At 71.6% G+C, this 26,969-nt stretch carries 1 protein-coding gene; it reads right to left on the bottom strand.

From position 1 onward, the window contains the following. Nucleotides 1-54: 54 nt before the first annotated feature. Nucleotides 55-26,865, bottom strand: a complete 26,811-nt coding sequence (locus ABEU20_RS22960) for a non-ribosomal peptide synthase/polyketide synthase (protein ID WP_420166687.1) — start codon at nucleotides 26,863-26,865, stop codon at nucleotides 55-57. Between the last annotated feature and the right edge of the window lie 104 nt (nucleotides 26,866-26,969).

The raw sequence follows: 26,969 nt of genomic DNA, 5'->3' as shown, positions 1-26,969 counted from the left end.
ACAGAATCTGCGGTGTCCGTGCTCTATGCGAAGTTTGTTGTCGCAAAACCGATTTCAGTGCGATAGCAGGTATTCCTCGAGTACCGGACCGATCGCGGACAGTGCTTCCGGCTCGATCATCTGGTTGTGCTCGCAGTCGATCGTGAACTCGCGGATGCGTCCGGTGATCGCCGGCTGCCACACCTGCGGTGAATGCTGCGACGTCGAGTCGGTGTTGCCGTCGCCGCGGCCGGCGGTGAAGAACAGCAGGTCGCCGTCGAACACGTCCGGGGCGTAGCGATTCATGATGCGGGCCGACGTCGTGAACCCCTCGTTGATCCGTTCGAGGTGCGCCGGCGTGAGACCGGTGTCCTGGCCGAGGGATTCGTTCAGCAGGTCGACGGCCTGCGCGTACGTCAGGTCCTGCACGTCGCCGTACGGGGCGAGGTCCAGTCCGAGGCCCTCGAGCAGCTCGATCACCGTGAGGTGCCCGGGCTCCTCCTCCCCCTCCGTGAGGTAGCTGTCCATGATCGCGAGCGTCGCGACGTCCTCGCCGGCGTTGCGGAGCTCGACGGCCATCGCGTGCGCGATCACACCGCCGAGCGACCAGCCGAGCAGGTGGTACGGCCCGTGTGGCTGCACCGTGCGGATCTCCTCGACGTACCGGTGCGCGAGCTGCTGTACCGACGCGAAGTCCGGCCCGCCGCTGAGCAGCGGCAGCTGCAGACCGTAGGCCGGGCGGTCCTTCGACAGGTGCTGCACCAGGCCCGCGTAGCCCCACGACAGGCCGATTCCGGGATGGACGCAGAACAGCGGCGGCCGTTCGCCGTTGGGCCGCAGCGGGATCACCACGCCGAGGGCGTCGTCCACGGGCGAATCACTGCGTCCGAGGTAGCCGACCGGCAGGTCGATCCGCTTCGCCAGGCCCGACGGGGTCGGGTCGAGGAACATCGTCTGCAGCGGCAGTTGCCGACCGAGACGCGCCTGCAGTTCCGACATGATCCGGGTCGCGATGATCGAGTTGCCGCCGAGGTCGAAGAAACTGTCGTCGATCCCGACGTGGTCGACGCCGAGGACGTCGGCGAACACCTCGGTCACCGCGCGTTCGGTGGCCGTGGTCGGTGGCCGGAACTCGGTGGTGAGGGACGTGAATTCCGGTGTGGGCAGGGCCCGGCGGTCGAGTTTGCCGACCGGGGTCAGCGGGATCTCGTCGAGCACCACCACCGCGGACGGCACCATGTGGGCCGGCAGTTGGGCGGCGACGTGCGCCCGCAGCTCCCGGGATTCGACCGAGTGCCCCTCGACGGGCCGCACGTACGAGGCGAGGAGCGTGTCCCCCGACGGGCCGGTGTGCCCGAGGGTGGCCGCGAACGTGACGGCGGGGTGCCGGGTGAGGACGGCGTCGATCTCGCCGAGTTCGATGCGGAAGCCGCGGACCTTCACCTGGAAGTCGGAGCGGCCGATGTACTCGATCGTGTTGTCGTGCCGCCAGCGCACCACGTCACCGGTGCGGTACATGCGGGATCCGGGCGGCCCGTACGGGCTTGCGACGAACCGTTCGGCGGTCAGTCCCGGGCGGTTGTGGTAACCGCGGGCCAGGCCCGGCCCGGAGATGTACAGCTCGCCGGGCACGCCCACCGGGACCGGGCGCAGTCGGCCGTCGAGAACGGCCTCCTCGAAGCCGATCGCCGGGCCGCCGATGTTGACGGTCTCACCCGGTTGCATCGGCGCGCTGACGCTGGCCTGGATGGTGGTCTCGGTGGGCCCGTAGCCGTTGAACATTCGCCGTCCCGGCGCCCACTTGGCGACCAGTTCGGGTGGGCACGCCTCACCGGCGACCGCGAGGACACGGAGCGCCTCGAGGCCCTCGTCCTCGATCGAGGCGAGTGCCGTCGGCGTGATGAAGCCGTGCGTGACGCCTTCCCGGGAGAGGAGGTCGGTCAGTTCGGCGCCGCCGTAGACGGTGGGCGGGACGATCACCAGGCGGGCTCCGGCGCTGAACGCCATCATCATCTCGAACACGGAGGCGTCGAAGCTGGGCGAGGCGAGATGCGAGACCCGCGCGTCCGGGGAGACGATGAACCGGCGGCGTTCCTCCTCGGTGAGGTTCGCGATGCCGACGTGGGTGACGATGACGCCCTTGGGCCGTCCGGTCGATCCCGACGTGTAGATCAGGTACGCCGGATGTTCCAGGTGCAGTGGCATCGTCCGGTCGGCGTCGGTGACCGGGGCCGGTGCCGCCTCCGCCAGACGCGCGGTGAGCGCATCGTCGTCGAGGACCAGCCACGGCACCGTGTCGGGAAGTCGTTCGCGCAGTGCCGACATCGTGAGGCCGACGCGGGTTCCCGAGTCGGTGAGCATGTGCGCGATGCGTTCGGCCGGATAGTTGGGGTCGACGGGGACGAACGCCGCGCCCGCCTTCGCGACCGCCCAGATGGAGACGATCTCGTCGATCGAGCGGGGCATGCCGAGGGCGACGAAGGTTTCCGGGCCGACGCCGCGGCCGGCGAGGACACGGGCGAGGCGGTTGGAACGTTCGTCGAGTTCCCGGTAGGTGACGGTCCGACCCAGGTAGGACAGAGCCACCGCGTCCGGGTCGACGGCCGCCGCCGACGCGAGCAGTTCGGGCCACACGTGTGGCGAGACGTCGACGTCGCCGTGTGCGGGTGCCAGGGCCGCCAACTCGTCCCGGTCGAGGATCTCGATGTCGCCGACCGCCCGCCCGGGATCGGTCGTGACCGCCTCGAGCACCCGGACGAACCGGTCGGCGATGCGGCGCACGGTGGACTCGTCGAACAGGTCGGTGGCGAAGTCCAGCGACGCGACGATCCCGGCGGGCCCGCCGTCGTCGGTGAACTCCTCGGCGAGCACCAGTTCCAGGTCCTCCTTGGCGACCTGCGCGTCGATGCCGACGCCCTCGACCACCAGGCCGGGCAGTTCGAGTCGGGGTCGTTCGTTGTTCTGGAACTCGATCGACACCTGGAACAGCGGTGAATAGGACGTCGACCGGGGTGGATTGAGTTCCTCGACGAGACGCTCGAACGGGACCTCCGCGTGCCCGAACGCGGCCAGGTCCGACTCGCGCACCTGGCGCAGCAGGGTGTCGAAGGAGGCGGCGTGATCGATCCGGGTCCGCAGCACCAGGGTGTTGACGAACATCCCCACGAGCTCGTCGAGGGCGATCTCGCCGCGGCCGGCGATCGGGGTGCCGATCGCGATGTCGTCGGTGTCCGCCAGCCGGGCCAGCACGGTCGCGAGGGCCGCATGCATCGCCATGAACATGCTCGCCCCGTGCCGGTGCGCGAGTTCGGTGACGCGCGTGTGCAGTTCGACGGGGACGCGGAACTCGACCCGACCCCCGCGGAACGTCTGTTGCACGGGGCGGGGCCGGTCGGTCGGCAACTGGATGACGTCGGGGACGCCCGCGAGTTCCTCGGTCCAGAACTGCAGTTGCCGCGAGATGAGCGACTCGGGGTCGGTGTCGGAGCCGAGCATCTCGTGCTGCCACAGCGAGAAGTCGGCGTACTGCACGGGCAGCGGCGCCCACTGCGGGGACGCGCCCGCCGCGCGGGCGGTGTAGGCGGCCATGAGGTCCCGGCCCAGGGGCGCCATCGAGTAGCCGTCGGCACAGATGTGGTGCACCACGATCACCAGCACGTGGTGCTCGGCGTCGATCTCGAGGATCTCGGCGCGCACCGGCGGTGCGGCGGTGACGTCGAACCCGTGCGAGGCGAACGTCGTGATCCGCTTGCGCAGTTCGGTCTCGTCGTCGACCGCGACCGCTTCCAGGTCGGTGAGGACCTCGCTCACCGGCCACACCTCCTGCGACGGTTCCTGGTCGACGATCGGGTAGGCGGTGCGCAGCGACTCGTGCCGTTCGAGTACGTCGCCGACGGCGTCACGCAGGGCGGTCACATCGAGCACGCCGGTGAGGTTCACCGCCATCGGGATGTTGTAGGCGGCGGACGCGGTGTCGAACTGGTTGATGAACCACATCCGCTGCTGGGCCAGCGAGAGCGGGATGCGTGCCGGACGTTCACGCCGATCGAGTTCGGGTCGGGCGTGACCGCTGCCGGCACCGGCGACGCGTTCACGGCCGATCCACTGCGCGAGGGCGTGGATCGTCGGCGCCTCGAACAGCGCCCGGACGGGGATGTCGGCGTCGAGGAGACCGCTCAGCCGGGCGGTGACGCGGGTCGCGATCAGCGAGTTGCCGCCGAGGTCGAAGAAGCTGTCGTCGATGCCGATCCGCTCCACGCCGAGGACCTCGGTGAAGACGTCCGACAGCGTGTACTCGAGCGGGTTGGTCGGTGCCCGGAATTCGCCGGTCGTGAACGTGAATTCGGGCTCGGGCAGCGCGGCGCGGTCGAGTTTGCCGACGGGGGTGAGCGGAATCTCGTCGAGCACCGTGACAGCGGCGGGCACCATGTGGGCCGGCAGCCGCGACGACAGCCGGTCGAGCAGCGCACCCGTATCGACGACGGACCCCGTCGTGGGCACCACGTACGACGCGAGGACGGTGTCCCCGGCGGGGCCGGGCACGCCGAGCGTGACGGCGAAGCCGACCGTGGGATCGGCGGCCAGGGCGGCGTCGATCTCGCCGAGTTCGATGCGGAAGCCACGGACCTTCACCTGGAAGTCCGAGCGGCCCACGTATTCGATCGTCAGGTCGGGGCGCCACCGCACGATGTCGCCGGTGCGGTACATCCGCTCCCCCGGCTTGCCGAACGGGTTGGCCACGAACCGTTCCGCGGAGAGCTCCGGGCGGCGGTGGTAGCCGCGGGCGAGGCCCGGTCCGGCGATGTAGAGCTCACCGGGCACCCCGACCGGCACGGGCTGCAGGCGGCCGTCGAGGACGACCTCGCGGACACCGCGGATCGGGCCGCCGATCGTGATCGCGTCCCCGACGGTCATCGGGTCGCTGATGTTCGACATGATCGTCGTCTCGGTGGGCCCGTACGCGTTGTGCAGTTCCCGGCCGGGCGCCCAGCGTGCGACCAGCTCCGGCGGGCACGCCTCGCCGCCGACCGCGACGTGGGTGAACTCGTCGAGGCCGGTCGGGTCGACCGTCGCGAGGGCGGCGGTGGTGACGAACGCGTGGGTGACGTGGCCCTCGGCGATCACGCGGGCGAGGTCGGCCCCGCCGAACACCGTGGGCTCGGCGATCACCATCGTCGCGCCCACCCCGAACGCCTGCAGGTATTCGAACACCGCGCCGTCGAAGCTGGGAGTCGCGAAGTGCAGGGTCCGGGATGCGGCGGTGGCGCCGAACCGCTCCTGCTGGTCGAGGGCGAAGTTGTCGAGCCCGCGGTGCGCGACGACGACGCCCTTGGGCCGGCCCGTCGACCCGGAGGTGTACACGACGTACGCGGCGTGTTCGAGGCCGAGCGGTGCGGTGCGGTCGGTGTCGGTGACGGGGGCGTCGGAGCGGGCCGCGCAGGCCGCCGCGAAGTCGGGGTCCTCGAGGGTGAGCCAGGTGGCGGTGTCGGGCAGCCGGTGTCGATGGTCGGCGACGGTCAGTCCGAGACCGGCGCCGGAGTCGGCGAGCATGTGCTCGATCCGTTCGATCGGATAGTTGGGGTCGATCGGCACGAACGCGGCACCGGTCTTGGCCACCGCCCACACCGCGAGGACCGACTCGACGGACCGTGGGATACCGAGCGCGACGTACGATTCCGGACCCACGCCCTGGTCGATGAGGACGCGGGCGATCCGCGACGACCGGGTGTCGAGTTCCCGATAGGTGACCTCGCGGCCGGACAGCGACAGCGCGATCGCGTCGGGGTCCAGGGCGGCGGCGTCGGCGAAGATGTCGGGCAGCGTGCGCACGGATCCGCCGACGGCCCCGACCACGGGCGCGAGGTCGTGGCGCTCGGCCTCGGTGAGCAGGTCGAGGCGCGCCAGCGGACGGTCCGGGTCGGTGGCGATGTTCTCGAGGACGACGGCGACCCGGGTCGCGATCGACTCGACCACGGCCGGATCGAAGAACTCGGGGAAGTACTCGAACTTCAGATTGAGGCCGCCGTTCACGGACGCGACCAGCGACAGCGGGTAGTGGGCGGCGTCGCGGCCGTCGATCCCGGTGACCTTGAGGCCGGCGATGTCGGTGTCGGCGGTGAGGGCATCGCGGTCCACCGGGTACGACTCGAACACCGTCAGGGTGTCGAACGTCGCGGCGGGCCCGGTGGCGCGCTGGATGTCGGCGAGGCCGAGATAGTGGTGGTCGAGCAGCGCGGCCTGTTCGTGCTGGACCCGGTCGAGGAGTTCGCCGAGGCTCTCGCCGGCGTCGAGCGTGACGCGCACCGGCAGCGTGTTGATGAACAGCCCGACCATCGACTCGATCCCGGGAATCTGTGGGGGCCGGCCGGAGACGGTGCCGCCGAACAGCACGTCGGTGCGGGCGGTCAGCGCGCCGAGGACGATGCCCCACGCCGCCTGGACGACGGTGTTGAGGGTCAGTCCGCGCTCGCGCACGAGCGAGCGCAGCGTGTCGGTGTGCTCGTCCGACAGCGTCACCTCGAGTTCCTCGGTGCCGCCGCCGACGGTGCGCCGGGCGGGGGCCAGCAGTGTCGGTTCCTCGAGCCCGGCCAGCGCCTTGCGCCACGCCGCGGTGGACTCGGCGGGGTCCTGCGCCGCCATCCACGCCAGGTAGTCCCGGTAGGGGTGTACCCGCGGCAGTAGCGACGCGTCGCCGTCGGTCGCGTACAGCGTGAGCAGGTCGCGGATCACGAGGGGCGTCGACCAACCGTCGAGCAGGATGTGGTGGTTGGTGACCACGAGGCGGTAGTCGCCGCCGCCGAGATCGACGAGCGTCATCCGGATCGCCGGGGCCGTGGTCAGGTCGAAGCGGGTGCCCCGGTCGGCGACCATCAGTTCGTCGTAGCGGCGGGCGCGGGCCGCCGGATCGAGGCGCGAGAGGTCCACCTCGGTCCACGGCAGTTCCACCCGACCCGGGATCACCTGCACCGCACCACTGTCCGAGGCGCCGTTGTCGGGCCGGGCGAACGCCGCCCGCAGGTTCGGGTGCCGGTCCAGCAGCGCCTGCCCGGCCCGCCACAGCCGATCGGTGTCGACGGTGCCGCCCAGCGACAGCGTCAACTGCACCAGGTAGGCGTCCACCGATTCGTCGGCGAGCATCGCGTGGAAGTGCAGGCCCGCCTGCAGCGGCGACAGCGACCACACGTCGTCCAGGCCCGGGTAGGTGTGCTCGAGCGTCTCGATGGACGCCTGGTCGAGATCGACCAGGTCCAGGTCCGACGGGGTGAGCCCGCCCGCGCCCGGGTGCGCGGCGTGCCGTGCGAGTGCCGACAGCGCCCGCACCCACAGGTCGGCGAGTTCGCCGACATCGACCGTGGCGAGGACACCACGCGGGAAGGCCCACGTCGCGCGCAGCCGCGGCCCGTCCGGGGTGCTGCCGACGACCGCGTTGACGTCGAGGGCGTTCGCGACGGGCATCGTGGGGCTCGGGGCGTCGTCGAGTTCGGTGTCGCCCACCGGCACCCACGGGACGTCCTCGGTGGCCGTGCCGCCGAGACGGCCCAGGTAGTTGAAGCTCACCTGCGGCACCGGCAGCGCCGCGAGGACCGGGGCGGTGCGCGGGTCGAGGTACCGGAGCATGCCGAACCCGATGCCGTGATCGGGGATCGCCAGCAGCTGTTCCTTGACGGCCTTGAGGGCGGCACCCGCGGCCGGTCCCGCGGCGAACGCGTCGTCCACGTCGATCCCGGTCAGATCCAGCCGGACCGGGAAGATCGTCGTGAACCAGCCGACGGTCCGACCCAGGTCGGCCCCGGGCAGCACCTGGTCCTCGCGGCCGTGTCCCTCGAGATTGACCAGCGCGGCGTCGGTCTCGGCCCCGCGCGTGCGCCGCCACCGTGTCAGCGCCATCGCCAGGGCGGTGAGCAGGGCGTCGTTGACGTTGCCGCGGAACGCTTCCGGCACCGTCGTGAGCAGGGCCTCGGTGACCGCGGACGGCAGTTCCACGGACACCTTGTCGCCGGTGCCGTACACGTCCACCGCGGGGTCGAGCGGCCGCGACCCGATGACCGGGTCGACGGTGCCGAGCGCGGCCTGCCACAGGCCCAGTTCACGGTCCCGCCCGGTGGCGTCGGCCAGTCCGTGCGCCCACCGGCGCATCGAGGTGCCGGGGGGTTCGAGGTCGGGCAGTTCCCCGGCCGCGATACGGGTCCACGCGGCCGCCAGGTCCGGAACCAGGATGCGCCAGGAGACACCGTCCACGGCGAGGTGGTGGATCACCAGCAGCAGCCGTCCACCGGCCTCCCCGGCGTCGAACCACACCGCCTGCAGCAGGTCTCCCGTACCGGGGTCGAGCCGGCCCGCGGCGTCCTCGAGCGCTGCGCCCGCCGTCGCGGTGAAGGCGGGGCCCGACAGCGCGTCGACCGGGATCCGGGTGATCGACCGGGCGGCATCGACCGCGCCGACCGGCCGCACCAGCATCTGCGGGTCCGGGCCGGCCCGCAGCTCGCCGCGCAGCATGTCGTGCCGGTCGACGACCGCCTGCAGCGTGCGCGTGAGTCCGTCCAGGTCGATGTCGCGCGGCAGCGCCAGCAGTGCGGTCTGCGTGTACCGGCGCACGTCGTCGCTGCGGTCGAGGAGCCAGCGCATGATCGGCGTGAGCGGGAATTCGCCGATCCCGCCGCCGGGAAGTTCCTTGAGGTGGACCGGCGCGTCCCCCGTCTCCGCCGCGGCGACGGCCGCGAGTCCCGCCACACTGCGATGTTCGAAGACGTCGCGCGGGGTGAAGCGCAGCCCCGCGGCCTTCGCCCGGGAGACCAGCTGGATCGACATGATCGAATCGCCGCCGAGCCCGAAGAAGGAATCGTCCGCGCCCACCGAGTCGAGACCGAGGACCTCGGCGAACAGCCCGGCGAGGGTGCGTTCGGCCTCGGTCTCCGCCGCCCGCCCACCGGCGATCCGGACGCCGAACTCCGGTTGCGGCAACGCCTTGCGATCCAGCTTGCCGTTCGCGGTGAGCGGGAGTTCGTCGAGCACCATCAGCGTCGCCGGGACCATGTACGACGTCAGTTCCCGGCCCACGTGGTCGAGTACGTCCTGCGGATCGAACTCGGCCGCCTGCTCGGGGACGGTGTACGCGACCAGGCGGGCGGGTCCGGAGCCGTCCCGGTGCACCGCGACCACCGCCTGCGCGACTCCCGGGAACCGCAGCAGGGAGGCCTCGATTTCGCCGAGCTCGATGCGGAAGCCGCGGATCTTCACCTGGAAGTCGGAGCGGCCCAGATACTCGAGTCGGCCGTCGCGGTTCCAGCGGGCGAGGTCCCCGGTCCGGTACATCCGGGTGCCCGGTGCGCCGAACGGGTCGGCCACGAACCGGCCGGACGTGAGCGCGCCTCGGCCCAGGTAGCCGCGGGTCAACTGCTCACCGGCGACGTACATCTCGCCGGTGACACCCGGCGGGACCGGGTGCAGGCGCTCGTCGAGGACGACGACGCGCAGGCCGGGGATCGCGCGGCCGATGACGCTGGCGTCGGCGGCCTCGGCGAACGCGCGGTCGAGTTCGAGGTGCGTCACGTGCACGGTGGTCTCGGTGATGCCGTACATGTTCACCAGTCGCGGCGCGGTGTCCGGGTGGCGGGTGTACCACCGGCCCAGCTGTCCGAGGTCGAGGGCCTCGCCGCCGAACACGACGTAGCGCAGGGCCAGATCCGGTGCGGACGAACCGTGTTCGCTAGCGAGCCGGTCCGCCTCGGCCAGCTGGTAGAACGCGGTCGGGGTCTGATTGAGCACCGTCACCTGCTCGGTGCGCAGCAGATCGAGGAACATCTCCGGTGACCGCGCGGTGTAGAAGTCGACGACGACGAGCCGTCCGCCGTGCAGCAGCGGGCCCCACAGCTCCCACACCGAGAAGTCGAACGCGTACGAGTGGAACATCGTCCACACGTCGTGCTGGTCGAAGCCGAACGCGGTCGCGGTGTTCGCGAACAGCGTCAACACGTTCCGGTGGGTGACCTGCACCCCCTTGGGGCGTCCGGTGGACCCGGAGGTGTAGATGACGTACGCGACGTCGTCGGGGCGCAGCGGCGCGAGCCGGTCGGCGTCGGTGACGGCGCGGTCCGGCAGCGCGGACAGCGCGGCGACGGTCTCGTCGGCGTCGAGGCGGATCAGCGGGGCGTCCGTCTCCGGAAGGGCGTCGGCGTCGGAACCGGTGGTCAGCACGCAGACCGGGGCGGCGTCGGTGAGCATGTAGGAGAGCCGCTCGGCCGGGTAGCCGACGTCGAGCGGGAGATACCCGGCGCCGGACTTGACGACGGCGAGCAGCGCGACCACGAGGTCGGTCGAGCGGGGCAGCGCCACCGCGACGAGGGTCTCCGGTCCCACCCCGAGGGTGACGAGGTGCCGGGCGAGCCGGTTGGCGCGCGCCTCGAGGTCGGCGTACCCGATCGTCGACCCGTCGTAGGTGAGGGCCGCACGGTCGGCGAACCGGACCGCGGCCTGCGCGAAGCGGTCGGCCAGGGTCTCGTCGCCGACGTGGACGCCCGCGGCGTTCCACTCGTGGAGCAGCGCGTCGCGCTCGGCCGCGGTGGTGATCTCGATGTCGCCGGTCGGCCGCGCCGGGTCCACCACGAGGGCGTCGAGCAGTCGGGTGAAGCGCTCCCCCAGTTCGCGGACCGTGTCCGGCTCGAACAGGTCGGTCGCGTACGTGAGGACCGCCGCGATGCCGGCGGGGACGCCGGCCTGGTCGTGCCGCTCGGCGAGCGTGAGCTGCAGGTCGAACTTCGCGACCGCCAGATCGGCCGCGACCGGGTCCGCCACCAGCCCCGGCAGCTCGAGGCTGGGCAGCTCGTTGTTCTGGAACTCGAGCATCACCTGGAACAGCGGCGAGTGGGCGGTCGACCGTTCGGGGGCCAGCACGTCCACGAGCCGCTCGAACGGCAGGTCCGCGTGCCCGAACGCCGCGAGATCGAACTCGCGGGTGCGGGCGAGCAGGTCCCCGAAGCCTGCGTCCGGGTCGACGCGCGACCGCAGCACCAGGGTGTTGACGAACATGCCGACGAGGTCGTCGAGTTCGGCCTCGCCACGGCCGGCGATCGGGGTGCCGATCGCGATGTCGTCGGTGCCGCTGAGCTTGGCCAGCAGCACCGCCAGCGCCGCGTGTGCCGCCATGAACATCGTCGCGCTGTGCCGGCGTGCGGATTCGGCGAGTGCGCGGTGGACCTCGGCGGGGATCTCGAACTCCACCCGGGCGCCGTCGAAGCTCTGCCGGCTGGGTCGTGGCCGGTCCGTCGGCAGGGTGATCGCCTCGGGCAGCCCGTCGAGGGCCTCGGTCCAGAACTCCAGTTGGCGGCGCACCAGCGACTCGGGGTCGTCCTCGGCGCCGAGGACCTCGTGCTGCCACAGCGCGAAGTCGGCGTACTGCACGGGCAGCGGAGCCCACTGCGGTACGTGTCCGCCCGTGCGGGCCACGTACGCGGCCATCACGTCCCGCGCGAGCGGCGCCATCGAGAAGCCGTCGGCGCAGATGTGGTGCACCACGATCGTGAGGACGTGCTCGCGCGGGCCCAACCGCAGCAGTTCGGCGCGCACCGGCACCGCCGTGGTGACGTCGAAGCCGCGCGAGATCAGGGCCGCGATCCGCTCCGGGACGCGATCCGGTGCGACATCGACGACGGTGAGGCGGGGTGCCGCCTCGGCGGCCGGCACCACCAGTTGCACCGGTTCCCCGTCGCGGGTCGGGAAGAACGTGCGCAGCGTCTCGTGCCGATCCTGGACGTCGATCACCGCCGCCGCGAGGGCCGCGGCGTCGAGATCGCCGGTCAACCGCACCGCCAGCGGAATGTTGTAGGCCGCCGACTCGGTGTCGAACTGGTTGATGAACCACATCCGCTTCTGGGCCAGCGACAGCGGGACCGGATCGGGCCGCTGCTGCGGGACCAGCGGGGGCCGCGACGCGGTGTCGAGGTGCTCGCGCGAGACCCAGCGGGCCAAACGGTGCGCGGTCGGCGCCTCGAACAGTGCCCGCACCCCGAGGTCGACGCCGAGGGCGCCGCCGAGTCGGGCGATCACCCGGGTCGCGATCAGTGAGTTACCGCCGAGGTCGAAGAAGCTGTCGTCGACGCCGATGCGTTCGAGTCCGAGGACCGCGGTGAAGGTGTCGACGATGGTCTGCTCGGTGGGGTTGGTCGGCGCCCGGAACGTGGTGGCGGCCGGCAGGAACTCCGGGGCCGGGAGCGCGGCCCGGTCCAGCTTGCCGATCGGGGTCAGCGGGATCTCGTCCAGGATCATGATGCTCGACGGCACCATCTGTGCGGGTAGGTGTTCGGCGACGTACTCGCGCAGCGCGCCCGGTTCGGGCTGGGCGCCGGCAACGGGCAGCACGTATGTGACCAGGGCCGTCTCCCCGGTCGGGCCGGGCCGGCCCAGCGTGACGGCGAACCGGATGTCGGGGTGGTCGCCGAACGCGTTGTCGATGTCGCCGAGCTCGATGCGGAAGCCGCGGATCTTCACCTGGAAGTCGGACCGCCCGACGTATTCGATGGTGCGGTCGCCCAGCACCCGCACCACGTCGCCGGTGCGGTACATCCGCTCGCCGGGGACCCCGTGCGGGTTCGCGACGAATCGTTCCGCGGTCAGGCCGGGTCGCCGGTGGTAACCGCGGGCCAGGTTCGGCCCGGCGATGTAGAGCTCGCCGGGCACGCCGGCGGGTACCGGGCGCAGCTTCGTGTCGAGGACCAGCTCGGACACGCCGCGCAGCGGCGCGCCGATCGTGACGGTCTCCCCGGTGACCAGCGGCGCACTGACGTTCGCCATGACGGTCGCCTCGGTGGGTCCGTAACCGTTGTAGAAACGCCGCTCGTGCGCCCACCGGGCCACCAGCTCGGGTGGGACCGCCTCGCCGCCGACCATCACCTCGGTGAACTCGTCGAGCCCGGCCGGGTCGACCGTCGCGGCCGCCGCGGTCGTGATGAAGGCGTGCGTGACGTGCGTGTCACGGATCAGGTCCGCGAGTTCGCGGCCGCCGTACACGGTCGTCGGCGCGATCACCATCGTCGCGCCCGCACCGAACGCCAGCAGGTAGTCGAGCACCGCGGCGTCGAAGCTCGGTGTGGAGAAGTGCAGGGTTCGTGACGAGCGCTGCGTCGCGAACCGGGTGCGGTACTCCTCGGACAGATTGTCGAGGCCCTCGTGCGTGACGACCACGCCCTTCGGGGTGCCGGTGGTGCCCGACGTGTAGATCACGTACGCGGGATGCGTCAGCCGCAGTGGCACCGACAGCTCGTCGGCGCCGAGCGCGGCCGCGGACCGTGCCGCGCACCGGGTCTCGAACGCGGGGTCGTCGAGGACCGTCCACGGCACGGCGGCGGGCAGCCGGTCGCGGGCCCCGGCCACCGTCAGGCCCACCGTGGCGCCGGAATCCTCGAGCATGAACGCGATCCGTTCCGCCGGGTAGTTCGGATCGACCGGCAGGAACGCGGCACCGGCCTTGGCGACCGCCCACACCGCGACGATCGACTCGACGGACCGCGGGATGCCCAGCGCCACGAACGATTCGGGCCCCACGCCGTCGTCGATCAGTACTCGGGCCAGCCGGTTGGAGCGTTCGTCGAGTTCCCGGTAGGTGACGTCGACATCGCCGGAGATCAGGGCGACGGCATCCGGATCGATGGCGGCCGCATCCGCGAACAGCTGCGGCAGGGTCCGCAGCGACCGAGCGGGCCGGCCGCGCAGCGGCACCAGCTCGTCCCATTCGGAGTCGGACAGCAGGCGCAGCCGCGCCAGCGGGCACTGGGGATCCTCGGAGAGGGCGACGAGAACGCGCTGTACCCGTTCGGCCAGCGACCGCGCCTGGCCACGGTCGAACAGATCCGGGAGGAACTTCAGCTTCATCCGCAGTCGGTCGTCGGCGTTGGCGACGAGGGTGAGCGGGTAGTGCGCGGCGTCGGATCCCTCGTGCAGGCGGACCAGGCGTAGCCCGGAGATGTCGGCGTCGGTGACCGCCGACCGGTCCACCGGGTAGGACTCGAACACCGTGAGCGTGTCGAAGGCCAGCATCGGCCCGACGGCATCCTGGATGTCGGTCAGGCTCACGTGGTGGTGGTCGAGCAGCCCGGCCTGCTCGGACTGCAGTCGGCGGAGCAACTCCCCCACCGATTCGCGGGCGTCGAGTCGCACGCGGATCGGCAGCGTGTTGATGAACAGGCCGATCATGGACTCGATGCCGGGAATGTGCGGCGGGCGACCCGACACGGTGCCGCCGAACACGACGTCGTCCCGGCCGGTCGTCGCGCCCAGCACGATCGCCCACGCCGCCTGCACCATCGTGTTGAGCGTGACGCCCCACTGCCGGCCGATCGCCTGCAGCCGGGCGGTGCGCGCGGCGTCGAGCGAGAGGTCGACCTCGTCGGGCACGGTGGCCTGTTCGCGGCCGCGGTCGAGCGGCGCCAGCAGGGTCGGCTCGTCGAGGCCCGCGAGGGACTCGGCCCACGCCCGCACCCCGGCGTCGGGGTCCTGGGCGCCGATCCACGCCAGGTAGTCGCGGTACGCGTGCACCCGCGGCAGGACTGCGGTGTTCCCGTCCGTCGCGTAGAGCGTGAGCAGTTCCTGCATCATCAGCGGCGTCGACCAGCCGTCGAGCAGGATGTGGTGGTTGGTGAGGATCAGTCGGTGCTCGTCCGGTCCGGTGCGGACCAGCAGGAACCGGATCAGTGGCGCCTCGGCCATGTCGAAGCGTCGGGCACGGTCGTCGGCGATCAGCCGCGCGAGTTCCGCCTCGCGCACCGGCTCGTCGGACTCCGACAGGTCGATCTCGTTCCACGGCAGCGGGACCCGCTCCTGGATCACCTGCACGGGAGCGCCGTCCTCGCCGTGTACGAACGCCGAGCGCAGGTTCGGATGCCGATCGAGCATCGCCTGCCCGGCGCGCCGCAGCCGCCCCGCGTCGGCGCCGCGCACGTCGAGCATCATCTGCACGAGGTAGGCGTCCACGGATCGGTCGGCCAACTGCGCGTGGAACAGCAGACCCGACTGCAGCGGCGACAGCGACCACACGTCGGTCACATTCGGGAACCGCTGCTCGAGTGTCTCGATCTCCGGCTGCGAGAGGGCGACCAGATCGAGATCCGACGGGGTCAGTCCACCCGCGCCCGGTCGGGAGACGTGCCGGGCGAGCGCGACCAGCGCGTCGGTCCACAGCTGCGCGAGCGCCGTCACGTCGGCCTCCGACAGCACACCCTCCGGGAACCCCCACGTAGCACGGATCCTGGACCCGTCCGGGCCGTCGCTCGTCACGGCATTGATGTCGAGGACCGACGCGACCGGCAGGTCGGGGTCCTGCAGGATGCCCAGGTCGGCGTCGTCGGTCGGCACCCACCCGGCGGCGCGCTGGTCCTCCGGCACCGCGGCCGTCAACCGGCCCAGGTAGTTGAAACTCACCTGTGCCGACGGCAGATCCCGCAGCGCCCGCTCGCCCTCGTCGTCGAGGTAGCGCAGCATGCCGAACCCGATGCCGTGATCGGGCACCGCCAGCAGCTGCTCCTTGACGGCCTTGACCGCGGCACCCGCGCCGCGGCCACCGGTGAACGCGTCGTCCACGTCGATCCCGGTGAGGTCCAGCCGGATCGGGAACAGCGTGGTGAACCAGCCGACGGTGCGCGCGAGGTCCGCGCCGGGCAGCACGTGGTCCTCGCGGCCGTGGCCCTCGAGCGTGACCAGTGCGGTGTCGGCACTGACGCCCCGATCCCGGCGCCAGCGGACCAGTGCGAGGGCCAGTGCGGTGAGCAGTCCGTCGTTGACGCTGCCACGGAACGCGTCCGGCACCGTCGTCAACAGCGCCTCCGTCACGTCGGGCGACACCTCGACCGTGACCGTCCCGACAGTCGCGGCCACGTCCACGGCCGGGTCGAGCGGGCGCGCGCCGAGCAGGGGGTCGTCGCCGCCCGCGAGGATGGCGCGCCACCGGTCCAGTTCGTCGCGACGGTCCGCGGCGGCATCGACCAGCCCGTGCGCCCAGCGCCGCATCGACGTGCCGACCGGAGCCAGGTCGGGTCGCTCACCGGCTACGATCTGCGCCCACGCGGTCGCGAGGTCCGGCACCAGAATGCGCCACGAGACGCCGTCGACCACCAGGTGATGCACCACGACCAGCAGCCGGCCGCCGTCGGCCCGGGAATCGAGCCACACCACCTGCACCATCTCGCCGGCGGCCGGGTCGAGGCGGTCCTCGGCGGCGTCCAGCTCGGCACGCACGACGTCCGCGAACGCGTCGGTGCCCGGCACCGCGTCGACCTCGACGCGCCGGATCAGCCACTCGGCGTACACCGAGCCGGGTGGCGGCACCGTCATGCGGTGCGCGCCCGGCTGGATCCGGGCCCGCAGCATGTCGTGCCGGTCCAGGACGGCCTGCAGCGCACCGGCGAGCGCGGGCTCGCCCAGCCCCTCGGGGGCGGTGAGCAGCGCGGCCTGGGAGAACCGGTCGTGGTGTCCGCCGCGGCCGAGGAGCCAGTGTGCGACCGGCAGCAGCGGGACGTCGCCGACGCCGCCGCCGTCGAGTTCGGCGAGCACGATTGCGTCCGCGCCGGCCTGTGCGACACGAGCGAGCGCCTCGACGGTCTTGTGCTCGAACACGTCCCGCGGTGTGAAGTGCAGACCGGCGGTCTTCGCGCGCGACACCAGCTGGATCGACATGATCGAATCGCCGCCCAGCCCGAAGAACGAGTCGTCGACGCCCACCGAGTCGAGGCCCAGCACCTCGGCAAACAGGTCGGCCAGCTGCCGTTCGCGCTCGGACCGTGGGGCGCGGCCGGCCGTGGCGCGGGCCCCGAAGTCCGGTGCCGGCAGTGCTCGCCGGTCCAGCTTGCCCGCGGGCCCCAGCGGCAGCGCGTCGAGCACCATCACCGCGGACGGCACCATGTACGACGCGAGGAACGTGCCGACGAAGTCGGTGACGTCGGCCGGGTCGAGCGCCGCACCCGGTTCGGGCACGACGTACCCGACGAGTCGGCTCGTGGGCCCGGACCCGTCGACGGTGACGACGGCGCGCGCGACACCCGGGGACCGGCGCAGCGCCGACTCGATCTCGCCGAGCTCGATGCGGAACCCGCGGATCTTCACCTGGAAGTCGGTGCGGCCCAGGTACTCCAGCTGGCCGGAGCCGTTCCAGCGAACGAGGTCGCCGGTGCGGTACATGCGGCTGCCCGGGTCGCCGAACGGGTTGGCCACGAACCGCTCCCCGGTGGTGCCGGGGCGGGCGTGATAGCCGCGGGCGAGTCCGCCGCCGAGAACGTACAGCTCGCCAGGCACCCCGCCTGGGACCGGATGCAGGCGCGCATCGAGGACCACCAGCGAGGTACCCATCGGCGGGCGGCCGATGGTGACGGGCACCCCTACCGCGAGGGGCTCGCTGATGCTGGCGACGACGGTGGCCTCGGTGGGCCCGTACGCGTTGAACATCCGCCGGCCGGGCGCCCACTGCGCCACCAGTTCGGGCGGGCAGGCCTCGCCGCCGGTCGCGACACACTCGAGGGCCGTCAGCCCCGCCGGATCCACCGACGCGAGCGCGGCCGGTGTCACGAACGCGTGCGTGACCCTGTTCTCGCGCAGCAGATCCCGCAGCTCGTCGCCACCGAGGACGGTGGGCGGCGCGACGACCATCGTGGCGCCCGACCCGACCGCGAGCAGCAGCTCGAGAATGGAGGCGTCGAAGCTGGGCGACGAGAAGTGCAGGGTCCGCGACCGCGGCGTGATACCGAACCGGGTCCGTTCCTCGGCGGCGAAGTTCGCCAGGCCGCGGTGCGACACCACGACGCCCTTCGGGACGCCGGTGGAGCCGGACGTGTAGATCAGGTACGCGGGATCGTCGAGCCGCACCGGGCGCACCCGATCGGCGTCGGTGACCGGGCCGCCGGGCAGGTGCCGCAGCTCGTCGCTCACCGCGGGGTCGTCGAGCACCATCCAGTCGGTGCCGGGCGGCAGCGCGTCGCGGTGTGCGCGAACGGTCAGTCCGACGACGGCACCGGAGTCGGTGAGCATGTGCTCGATGCGGTCCGGCGGGTAGTTCGGGTCCACGGGCACGAAGGCGGCCCCGGTCTTGGCGACCGCCCAGGTCGCGGTCACCGATTCGATCGACCGGGCCAGCGCCAGCGCGACCACCGACTCGGGACCGACGCCGCGGGTGACGAGCAGCCGCGCGAGCCGATCCGAGTCCGCATCCAGGTCCCGGTAGCTGACCTCGCGCCCCTCGAACACCACCGCGGTGGCAGCCGGATCGACGACGCTCGCGGTCGCCAGCAACTCGGGCAGCGTACGGGCCGGCACGCCGGCGCCGCCGCTCACCGGGGCGATCGCGGTCCGCTCGGTCACCGTCAGCAGGTCGACGTCGCCCACCCGCACCGCCGGGTCGTCGGTGACGGCGCGCAGCACCGCACCGAACCGTTCGGCGAGGCGGGTGACCGTCGCGGGGTCGAACAGGTCGGTCGCATACGTGAATCCGGCGGCGACACCGGCAGGTTCACCCGCGTCGGTGAACTCCTCGGTGAGGGTGAGCTGCAGGTCGAAGTTGGTGGTGTCGGTGCCGGTGTCGACGACCGTGACGGTCAGGCCGGGCAGCTCGAGCCGCGGCTGCTCGTTGTTGCGGAACTCGAGCATCACCTGGAACAGCGGCGAGTGCGCGGTGGATCGTTCCGGGGCCAGTGCGTCCACGAGCCGCTCGAACGGCAGGTCGGCGTGCCCGAACGCGTCGAGGTCGCCGTCGCGGACGGCGCTGAGCAACTCCGAGTAGGTGGCGGCGGGATCGAACCGGCTGCGCAGCACGAGTGTGTTGACGAACATGCCGACCATGTCGTCGAGCGCGGCGGCGCCGCGACCGGCGATCGGGGTGCCGATCGCGACGTCGTCGGTGTCGCCGAGCCGGGCGAGCAACGCCGCCAGGGTGGCGTGCACCGCCATGAACACGGTCGAGTTGTGACCCCGGGCGACGGCGGTGAGGCGCCGGTGCACATCGGGACCGATCCGGAACCGGTGGACGGCGCCGTGCAGCGAACGCTGCGCCGGGCGCGGCCGGTCGGTGGGCAGGTCGAGGACCTCCGGCAGCCCGTCGAGGGTGCGGGCCCAGTGCTCGAGCTGGCCGGACAGCACGCTGTCCGGGTCGTCGGTACCGCCCAGCACCTCCTGCTGCCACAGCGCGTAGTCCGCGTACTGCACCGCGAGCGGCGCCCAGTGCGGGGCCCGGTCCTCGGTCCGGGCGACATACGCGCTCATCACGTCTCGCGCGAGCGGTGCCAGGGAGAACCCGTCGGCGCAGATGTGGTGCACGACGATGACGAGCACGTGCTGCTGCGGGCCCACGCGCAGCAGCAGCGACCGCACGGGCGGCGCCGTGGTGACGTCGAAGCCCTGCGCCGCGAACTCGGCGACCCGCTCGCGGACGTCCTGCTCGGTGGTGGGCACCGGTTCCAGGTCGGGGGCGACGGCCGCGGTCGGCACGATCAGCTGGGTCGGTTCCCCGTCGACCATCGGGAACCGGGTGCGCAGCGACTCGTGCCGCTCGAGGACGTCGGCGACGGCCGCACGCAGCGCGCTGCGGTCGAGGTCGCCGTCGAGACGGACGGGCAGCACCACGTTGTAGGCGGCGGAGGACGTGTCGAACTGGTTGATGAACCACATCCGCTTCTGCGCCAGCGACACCGGGACGGTCGCGGGGCGCGCCGCGGCCGACAGCGGCGGCCGCGCGGCACCGCGCATACCCCCGGACTCGATCCGCAGCGCGAGCGCGGCGACGGTCGGGGCGTCGAAGACGTCGCGGACCCCGACGTGCGCGTCGAGGGCGTCGTTGACGCGGGCCACCAGCCGGGTCGCGGTCAGCGAGTTCCCGCCGAGGTCGAAGAAGCTGTCGTACACGCCCACTCGGGCCGTGCCGACCAGTTCGCCGAAGATCAGCGCGAGGATCTCCTCGACGGGGTTCCGCGGCGCCACGAACTCGGTCTCCACGGATCCGAACTCGGGGGCGGGCAGCGCACGGCGGTCCAGCTTGCCGGTGGATCCGAGGGGGAACCCGTCGAGCACGAGGATCTGCGACGGCACCATGTACGCGGGCAGCGACGCGGTGAGGGACTCGCGGAGCGCGGCCGGATCGACGTCGGCACCCGGATCGGCGACGACGTAACCGACGAGGGCCTCCCCGACGAGGTCGTCGTGGCGCACCACGACCACCGCCTGTGCCACGCCCGGCCGGGTGAGAAGCGTCGCCTCCACCTCGCCGAGCTCGATGCGCAGGCCACGCAGCTTCACCTGGAAGTCGGTGCGGCCCAGGTAGTCGAGCGAGTAGTCGAAGCTTCCCGTCTTCCGCCAGCGCACCAGGTCGCCGGTGCGGTACAGCCGCGCACCGGGCGGGCCGAACGGGTCGGCGACGAACCGTTCCGCCGTGAGATCGGGACGTCCGACGTATCCGCGGGCCAGCTGGACGCCGGCCAGGTAGAGCTCGCCGGGCACCCCCACCGCGGCCGGGTGCAGCCGCGCATCGAGCACGTACACCTGGGTGTTCCACACCGGGGCGCCGATCGGGACCGACACCGTGTCGGCGGCGGTGTACTGCCGGTAGGTGACGTCGACGGCGGCCTCGGTGGGGCCGTACAGGTTGTGCAGTTCGGCACCGCCCGCGCCGACGAAGTCCGCGAAGGCCTCCGCGGTGGCGGGAGGCAACGCCTCGCCACTGCAGAAAACGGTGCGCAGCGACCGGCACTGCGCCGGATCGGCGCCGACCACGAAGGCGGCGAGCATCGACGGCACGAAGTGCGCGACGGTGACGCCCCGGTCGTGGACGAGCTGCGACAGGTAGGCGGGGTCGCGATGCCCCTCGGGCAGCGCGATCGCCAGACTCGCGCCGGTCTGCAACGGCCAGAAGAACTCCCACACCGAGACGTCGAACGTGGCGGGTGTCTTCTGCACGACGACGTCGGCGCCGGTGAGCCGGTACCGGTCCTGCATCCAGGCCAGACGGTTGACGATCGCGCGATGGCTGACGGCCACACCCTTGGGCCGGCCTGTCGAACCCGACGTGTAGATCACGTACGCGACGTCGTCGGGCCGGAGGGTGCCGCGGCGTTCCTCGGGACGGATCGGGCCGTCGTCGCGGCCGGCGAGGTCGAGCCGGTCGATCTCGACGACCTCGACCGCGTTGCCGAGGCCGGCGTGGTCCCGGCTGGTCGTCAGCACACACACCGGCTCGGCACTCGCGAGCACGTAGTCGGTGCGTTCCTGCGGATGGTCCGGGTCGAGCGGTACGTACGCGCCGCCGGCCTCGGTCACCGCGTACATGCCGATCAGCAGGTCGAACGAGCGGCGCATCGCCAGCGCGACCCGGCTCTCCGGCCCCACGCCGCGGGCGATCAACTCGCGGGCGAGGCGTCGGGAGCGGGATGCGAACTCCGCGTACGTGAGCTGCTCGTCACCGAAGGTCAGGGCCACCGCGTGCGGGGTGCGCCGAGCCTGCGCGTCGAACAGGTCGGCCAGCGTTGCATCCGGCACCGGGTGCGCGGTGGCGTTCCACTCGTCGAGGAGGAGTTCGCGTTCGCCGTCGACGAGGATGTCGATGTCGCCGACCCGGACCACCGGGTCGACGGTGACGGCCTCGAGGATCCGCAGGAACCGCTCCGCGAACACCATGACGGTGCCGGGATCGAACAGGTCTGCCGCGTAGGACAACCTCGCGTCGATCGGACCGGGGCGGCCCTCCACATCCGGCTGCTCGGTCAGGATCACCTGGAGATCGAACTTGGCTGTGCCGGTGTCGATCTCGTCGACCTCGACGGTGAGTTCGGGAAGCTCGAGCCGATGGCGGTCCGACCCCTGCAGGACCAGCATCACCTGGAACAGCGGCGAGTAGGCCTCCGAGCGGGGCGGGTCGAGGACCTCGACGAGCCGCTCGAACGGCACGTCGGTGTTGCCCAGGGCTGCCAGATCGGTGGTCCGGGTGTGCGCCAGCAGGTCGCTGAACGTCCCGCCGTGGTCCACCCGGCTGCGCAACACCAGCGTGTTGACGAACATGCCGACCAGATCGTCGAGTTCGGCCTCGCCGCGTCCGGACACCGGCGACCCGATCGAGACGTCGCTCGCGCCGCTGGTCCGGGCCAGCAGCACGGCCAGGGCCGCGTGCAGCACCATGAACAGGCTCGCCTCGTACTCGCCGGCCAGTTCGAGCAGTCGTCGGTGCAGGTGCGGCGCGATCGTGACGTCCACCGTGGCGCCGCGCATCGACTGCTGCGGCGGCCGGGGCCGGTCGGTGGGCAACTCGAGCAGGTCGGGCGCACCGGTCAGTTCGTCCCGCCAGAACGCGATCTGACGTGCGGCGAGGCTCCGTGGGTCGTCCTCCGAGCCCAGCAGTTCCCGCTGCCATATCGCGTAGTCGGTGTACTGCACCGCGAGCGGTGTCCAGGCCGGGTCCGTTCCTGCCGCGCGAGCCCCGTACGCGACCATCACGTCCCGAGCGAGCGGCGCCATCGACAAGCCGTCCGCCGCCACGTGGTGCACGACGAGTGAGAGCACGTGCTCGGTGGTGTCGAGCCGCCACAGGTGCGCACGCACCGGGGCCTGGACCGAGACGTCGAAGCTCGCGGTCGCGGCGGCCGAGAGCCGCTGCGGCAGTTGTGCTTCGGTGACCTCCTCGGGTTCGAGGTCGAGTGGTGTCTCGGTGGCCGAGCGCACCAGCTGCACCGGGCCGTCGGGAGTGTTCGGAAAGACCGTGCGCAGCGTCTGGTGGCGTCCGACGACGTCGGCGAGCGCCGCCCGGAGCGCGGGCACGTCCAGCGGTCCGCTCAGCCGAACCGCGATCGGGATGTTGTACGCGGCCGACGACGGGTCGAGCTGGTTGACGAACCACATCCGCTGCTGGGCGAGCGAGACCGGCACCGGGCCGACGTGGTCCCGCGGCACCAGCGGCGGGCGGGCGCCATGGCCCGGGCCGGCGGCCTCGACGCGGGCGGCGAGCGCTCCCACGGTCGGTGCCTCGAACAGGTCGAGGACGGTGAGGTCGGTGCCGAGAGTCGCGTTGATGCGGGCCACGATCCGGGTCGCGGTGAGCGAGTTGCCGCCGAGGTCGAAGAAGCTGTCGGTGGTGCTGATCCGCTCCACCCCGAGCAGCTCCGAGAACACGCCGGCGATCTTCTTCTCGTCCAGCGTGGCCGGCGCGTGGAACTCACCGGCGCCGGTGTCGAAACGGGGTTCGGGCAGGGCGCGGCGGTCGAGCTTGCCGGCCGGGGTCAGTGGAAGCGAATCGAGCACCACGACGCGCGCGGGCACCATGTGCGGCGGCAGCACGTCCGCGGCGTGCGCGGTGACCTCGGACGCCAGGTGCTCACCCGCGACCGTCTCCCGGTTGCCCTCCGGTTGCACGTACGCCACGAGCAGCGTGTCACCCGACGGCCCGACGAACCCGGTGGCGAGCGCGAACCCGACCTCGGGATGGGAGCGCAGTGCGGCCTCCACCTCGCCGAGCTCGATGCGGTAGCCGCGGATCTTGATCTGGAAGTCGGTGCGCCCGACGTACTCGAGCGCGTGCCGGCGCCCGACCCGCCGCCAGCGCACCAGGTCGCCCGTGCGGTACATCCGGCTGCCGTCGAACGGGTTGGCCACGAACCGTTCCGCGGTGGTCGCCGCCCGCGCGTGATAGCCACGCGCCAGGCCGTCGCCGTACACGTACAGCTCACCGGCGACGCCGGGCGGGACCGGCCGCAGACGCGCGTCGAGCACGAGAGCGCCGGTGCCGATCGGCGGGCTGCCGATCGTGACGTCCCGCCCCACCACCAGCGGCTCGGACACGCTCGACACCACCGTCGCCTCGGTGGGCCCGTACGCGTTGAACATCCGGTGCCGCGGCGCCCACTGCTCCACCAGATACGGCGGGCACGCCTCGCCGCCGGTCACGACGCACTCCAGGTCGGTGAGTGCGTCCGCATCGACGGAGCCCAGCGCCGCCGGCGTGACGAAGGCGTGGGTGACGTGCTCGTCGCGCAGCAGCGCGGTCAGCTCGGCGCCGCCGTAGATCGTCGGAGGGGCGATCACCATGGTGGCGCCCGCACCGAACGCGAGCATCAGCTCGAGCACCGACGCGTCGAAGCTCGGCGACGAGAAGTGCAGCGTCCGCGACGTCGGGCGCACCCGGTAGCGGCGGCGTTCGTCCTCGGCGAAATTCGCCAGCCCGCGATGGGTGACGGTGACCCCCTTCGGGGTGCCGGTCGAGCCGGAGGTGTAGATGAGATAGGCCGGGTGGTCGATGCGGACCGGGGCAAGTCGGTCGGCGTCGGTGACGGCGTCGGCCGACCACTGCCGCACCTGCTCGTCGAACCCTAGGTCGTCGAGGACCAGGGCCGGCACGAGATCCGCGACCGCGGCCGCGTGGGCCGCGACGGTCAGTGCCAGCATCGACCCCGAATCGGTGAGCATGTGCTCGATGCGGTCGGTCGGATAGTTGGGGTCCACCGGGACGAACGCCGCACCGGTCTTGGCGACCGCCCACACCGACGACACCGACTCGATCGAGCGCGGCATCGACAGCGCCACCACCGATTCCGGTCCGACTCCCCGCGCGATGAGCAGTCGCGCCAGCCGGTTCGAGTCCTCGTCGAGTGCGCAGTAACTCAGCGTCCGCCCCTCGTAGGTCAGCGCCGCGCGGTCCGGGCCGGCGAGCGCAGCCGCGCCGAGTATGTCGGCGAGGGTCCGCGGCTCGACACCGTCGCCACCCCATACCCCGGAGAGCTGTCGTCGCTCGTCCTCGGCCAGCAGATCGATGTCGGCGACGGTCACGGCCGGGTCGACGAGCACCGCGTCGAGCACCCGCAGGAACCGCCCCGACAGTGTCTCGATCGTCTCCGCGTCGAACATGTCGGTCGCGAACGCGAACGATGCGCTCACCCCGTTCGGTGTGCGGCTCCCGTCACCGTTGCTCGCAAAGCGTTCCTCGACGGTGAGCCGCAGATCGAGCGCGGAGATGTCGGGGCCGGTGTCGACACCCCGCACCACCAGGCCGTCCTCGTCGAGATGCGGCGTGCGGCCGTCGAGGAACTCGAGCATCACCTGGAACAGCGGCGAGTGCGCGTTCTCGCGGGTGCGGTCGAGCGACTCGACCAGCTGCGCGAACGGGGTCTCGGCGTGCCGGAACGCGTCCGTGTCGGCGCGGCACACGTCGGTGAGCAGCTGGTCGAACGTGATGCCCGGAGACACCCGGGTCCGCAGGGTCAACGTGTTGACGAACTCCCCTGCCGGGCTCTGCCCGGTCACGGGTGTGCCGATCGCGACGTCGTCGACGTCGGCCAGGCGCGCCAGGAGCACCACCAGTGCCGCGTGGACGGCGGCGAACACGGTGCAGCCGCGGGCTTCGGACTGCGCGACGACCGCACGATGCACCGCCGCGGGGATTTCGAAGTCCACCCGGTCGCTGGTGAGGGCGCGCCGCGCCGGGCGGGGGCGGTCCGACGGCAGCGACAGGATGTCGGGCAGGCCGGCAAGCTCACCGGACCAGAATTCGAGTTGCGCGGCAGTGCGCAACAACTGGGCGCCCACCGCCGAACTCTCTGTGTGGATGTCGGCGACGCGGGAGTCGGGGGACGCCAGCACGAACTCTTCGACGAGTTCGAGGAACCGCTGATGGTGGGCGCGCAGCGCGTCCTGCGAGTACCGCCCGGGGTTTGCCCGGAACTCGACGAACGTCCTTGTCGGACTGCCGCTCTGGAAGAAGTTGACCAGCAGGTCCTCGACCGGGCCGGACGTGACGATGTGGTACTCGCCCTCGATCTCGCCCAGCGTCATCTTCTGGTGGAAGAGCATGACGTTGACCATCGGGCCGGCCAGCCCGCGCGCGGTGCCGGTGAGACCGGCGTCGCGGCGGATGTCCTCGATGCTGCAACGCTGATGGCGCAGGGCGCCCATCAGTTCCAGCTGGATCCGGCCCACGAGGTCGGCGACCGTGTCGTTCGGCAGTACCGTCGCCCGTAGCGGCGCAACGTTGACGAGCATGCCGCCGGACCGCTGCAGCGGCGCGGTGGTGCGGGCCGAGACGGGCATGTTGACCAGGACGTCGGTGCGGCCGGTCATGCGAGCGAGATAGCACGCGAACGCCGCGATCAGCACCGCGGCGGGGGTGGCTTCGAGCGTGCGGTCGGTGGAATCGAGTGCCGCGATCACCGCGTCGGGCATCGGTCCGCTCTCGAGCCTGCTCACGGCGGCGACCGGCGCCTCGGTCTCGGCCAGCGTCGAGCCGGCCTCGATCCCTGCGATGTGGTCGGCCCAGTACTCGCGATCGGCCTGGAAGCGGCTCGACGCACGATACTTCTGGTCGATCGCGAGCAACTCCCGGAGATCGAGCGCCCGGTTCGGTGGCGGCTCCTGGCCCTCGACCGCGGCGGTGTAGAGGGCGGCGATCCGGTTCGCCATCGTCATGCCGCTGTACCCGTCGAGCGCGACATGGTGAATTCTGGTGTACCACAAATACTCTCGGTCACCCACCTGCAGGATCGTCATGTCGATGAGGCGATCGCGGGTGAGGTCGATCGGCGTCGAGTAGTCGCGTTCCATCCAGGCATGGGCAGCGGCCGTCGGATCCGGATGATCGCGCAGATCCACCCGACCGATCGAGGTGTCGGTGCCGGGATCGATCAGCTGGTACGGCTCGCCGTCGACGTCGAGCAGGTGCAGGAACGGCGACTGGAACTCCTCCGCCGCGACCACCGCGCAGCGGCTGAGCAGGTCGACGTCCAGGTCGCCCTGGAGCGTGACGTACTGCGCGATGAAGACGGGCACCGCCGGCGTGAGCTGCTGGGCGAACCACATGCTTCGTTGCACCGCGGAGAGTGGAAACGCTTCCGCGGGGAGAGCTGGTGTACCGGAACCGTGATCACCCGGTTCCCGAGATCCTGACATCGTCATTTACACGCCCCCTGAGAGCAGAATGCCCTGGTTGCATCGGGACCACACCATATCAAGATCCATTACGCGCACGGACGGTTTCCGGGCCCGTGAAAACGGCTCGA

The sequence above is a fragment of the Rhodococcus parequi genome (assembly GCF_046042785.1).
Lineage (GTDB): Bacteria > Actinomycetota > Actinomycetes > Mycobacteriales > Mycobacteriaceae > Prescottella > Prescottella parequi.
Note: the sequence above shows the minus strand (reverse complement) of the source record. Positions and strands in the feature narration are given on the sequence as shown.

What these genes read in the sequence shown, in the direction of transcription:
- ABEU20_RS22960 (WP_420166687.1), bottom strand. Translation starts at nt 26,865, where the DNA reads ATGACGATGTCAGGATCTCGGGAACCGGGTGATCACGGTTCCGGTACA.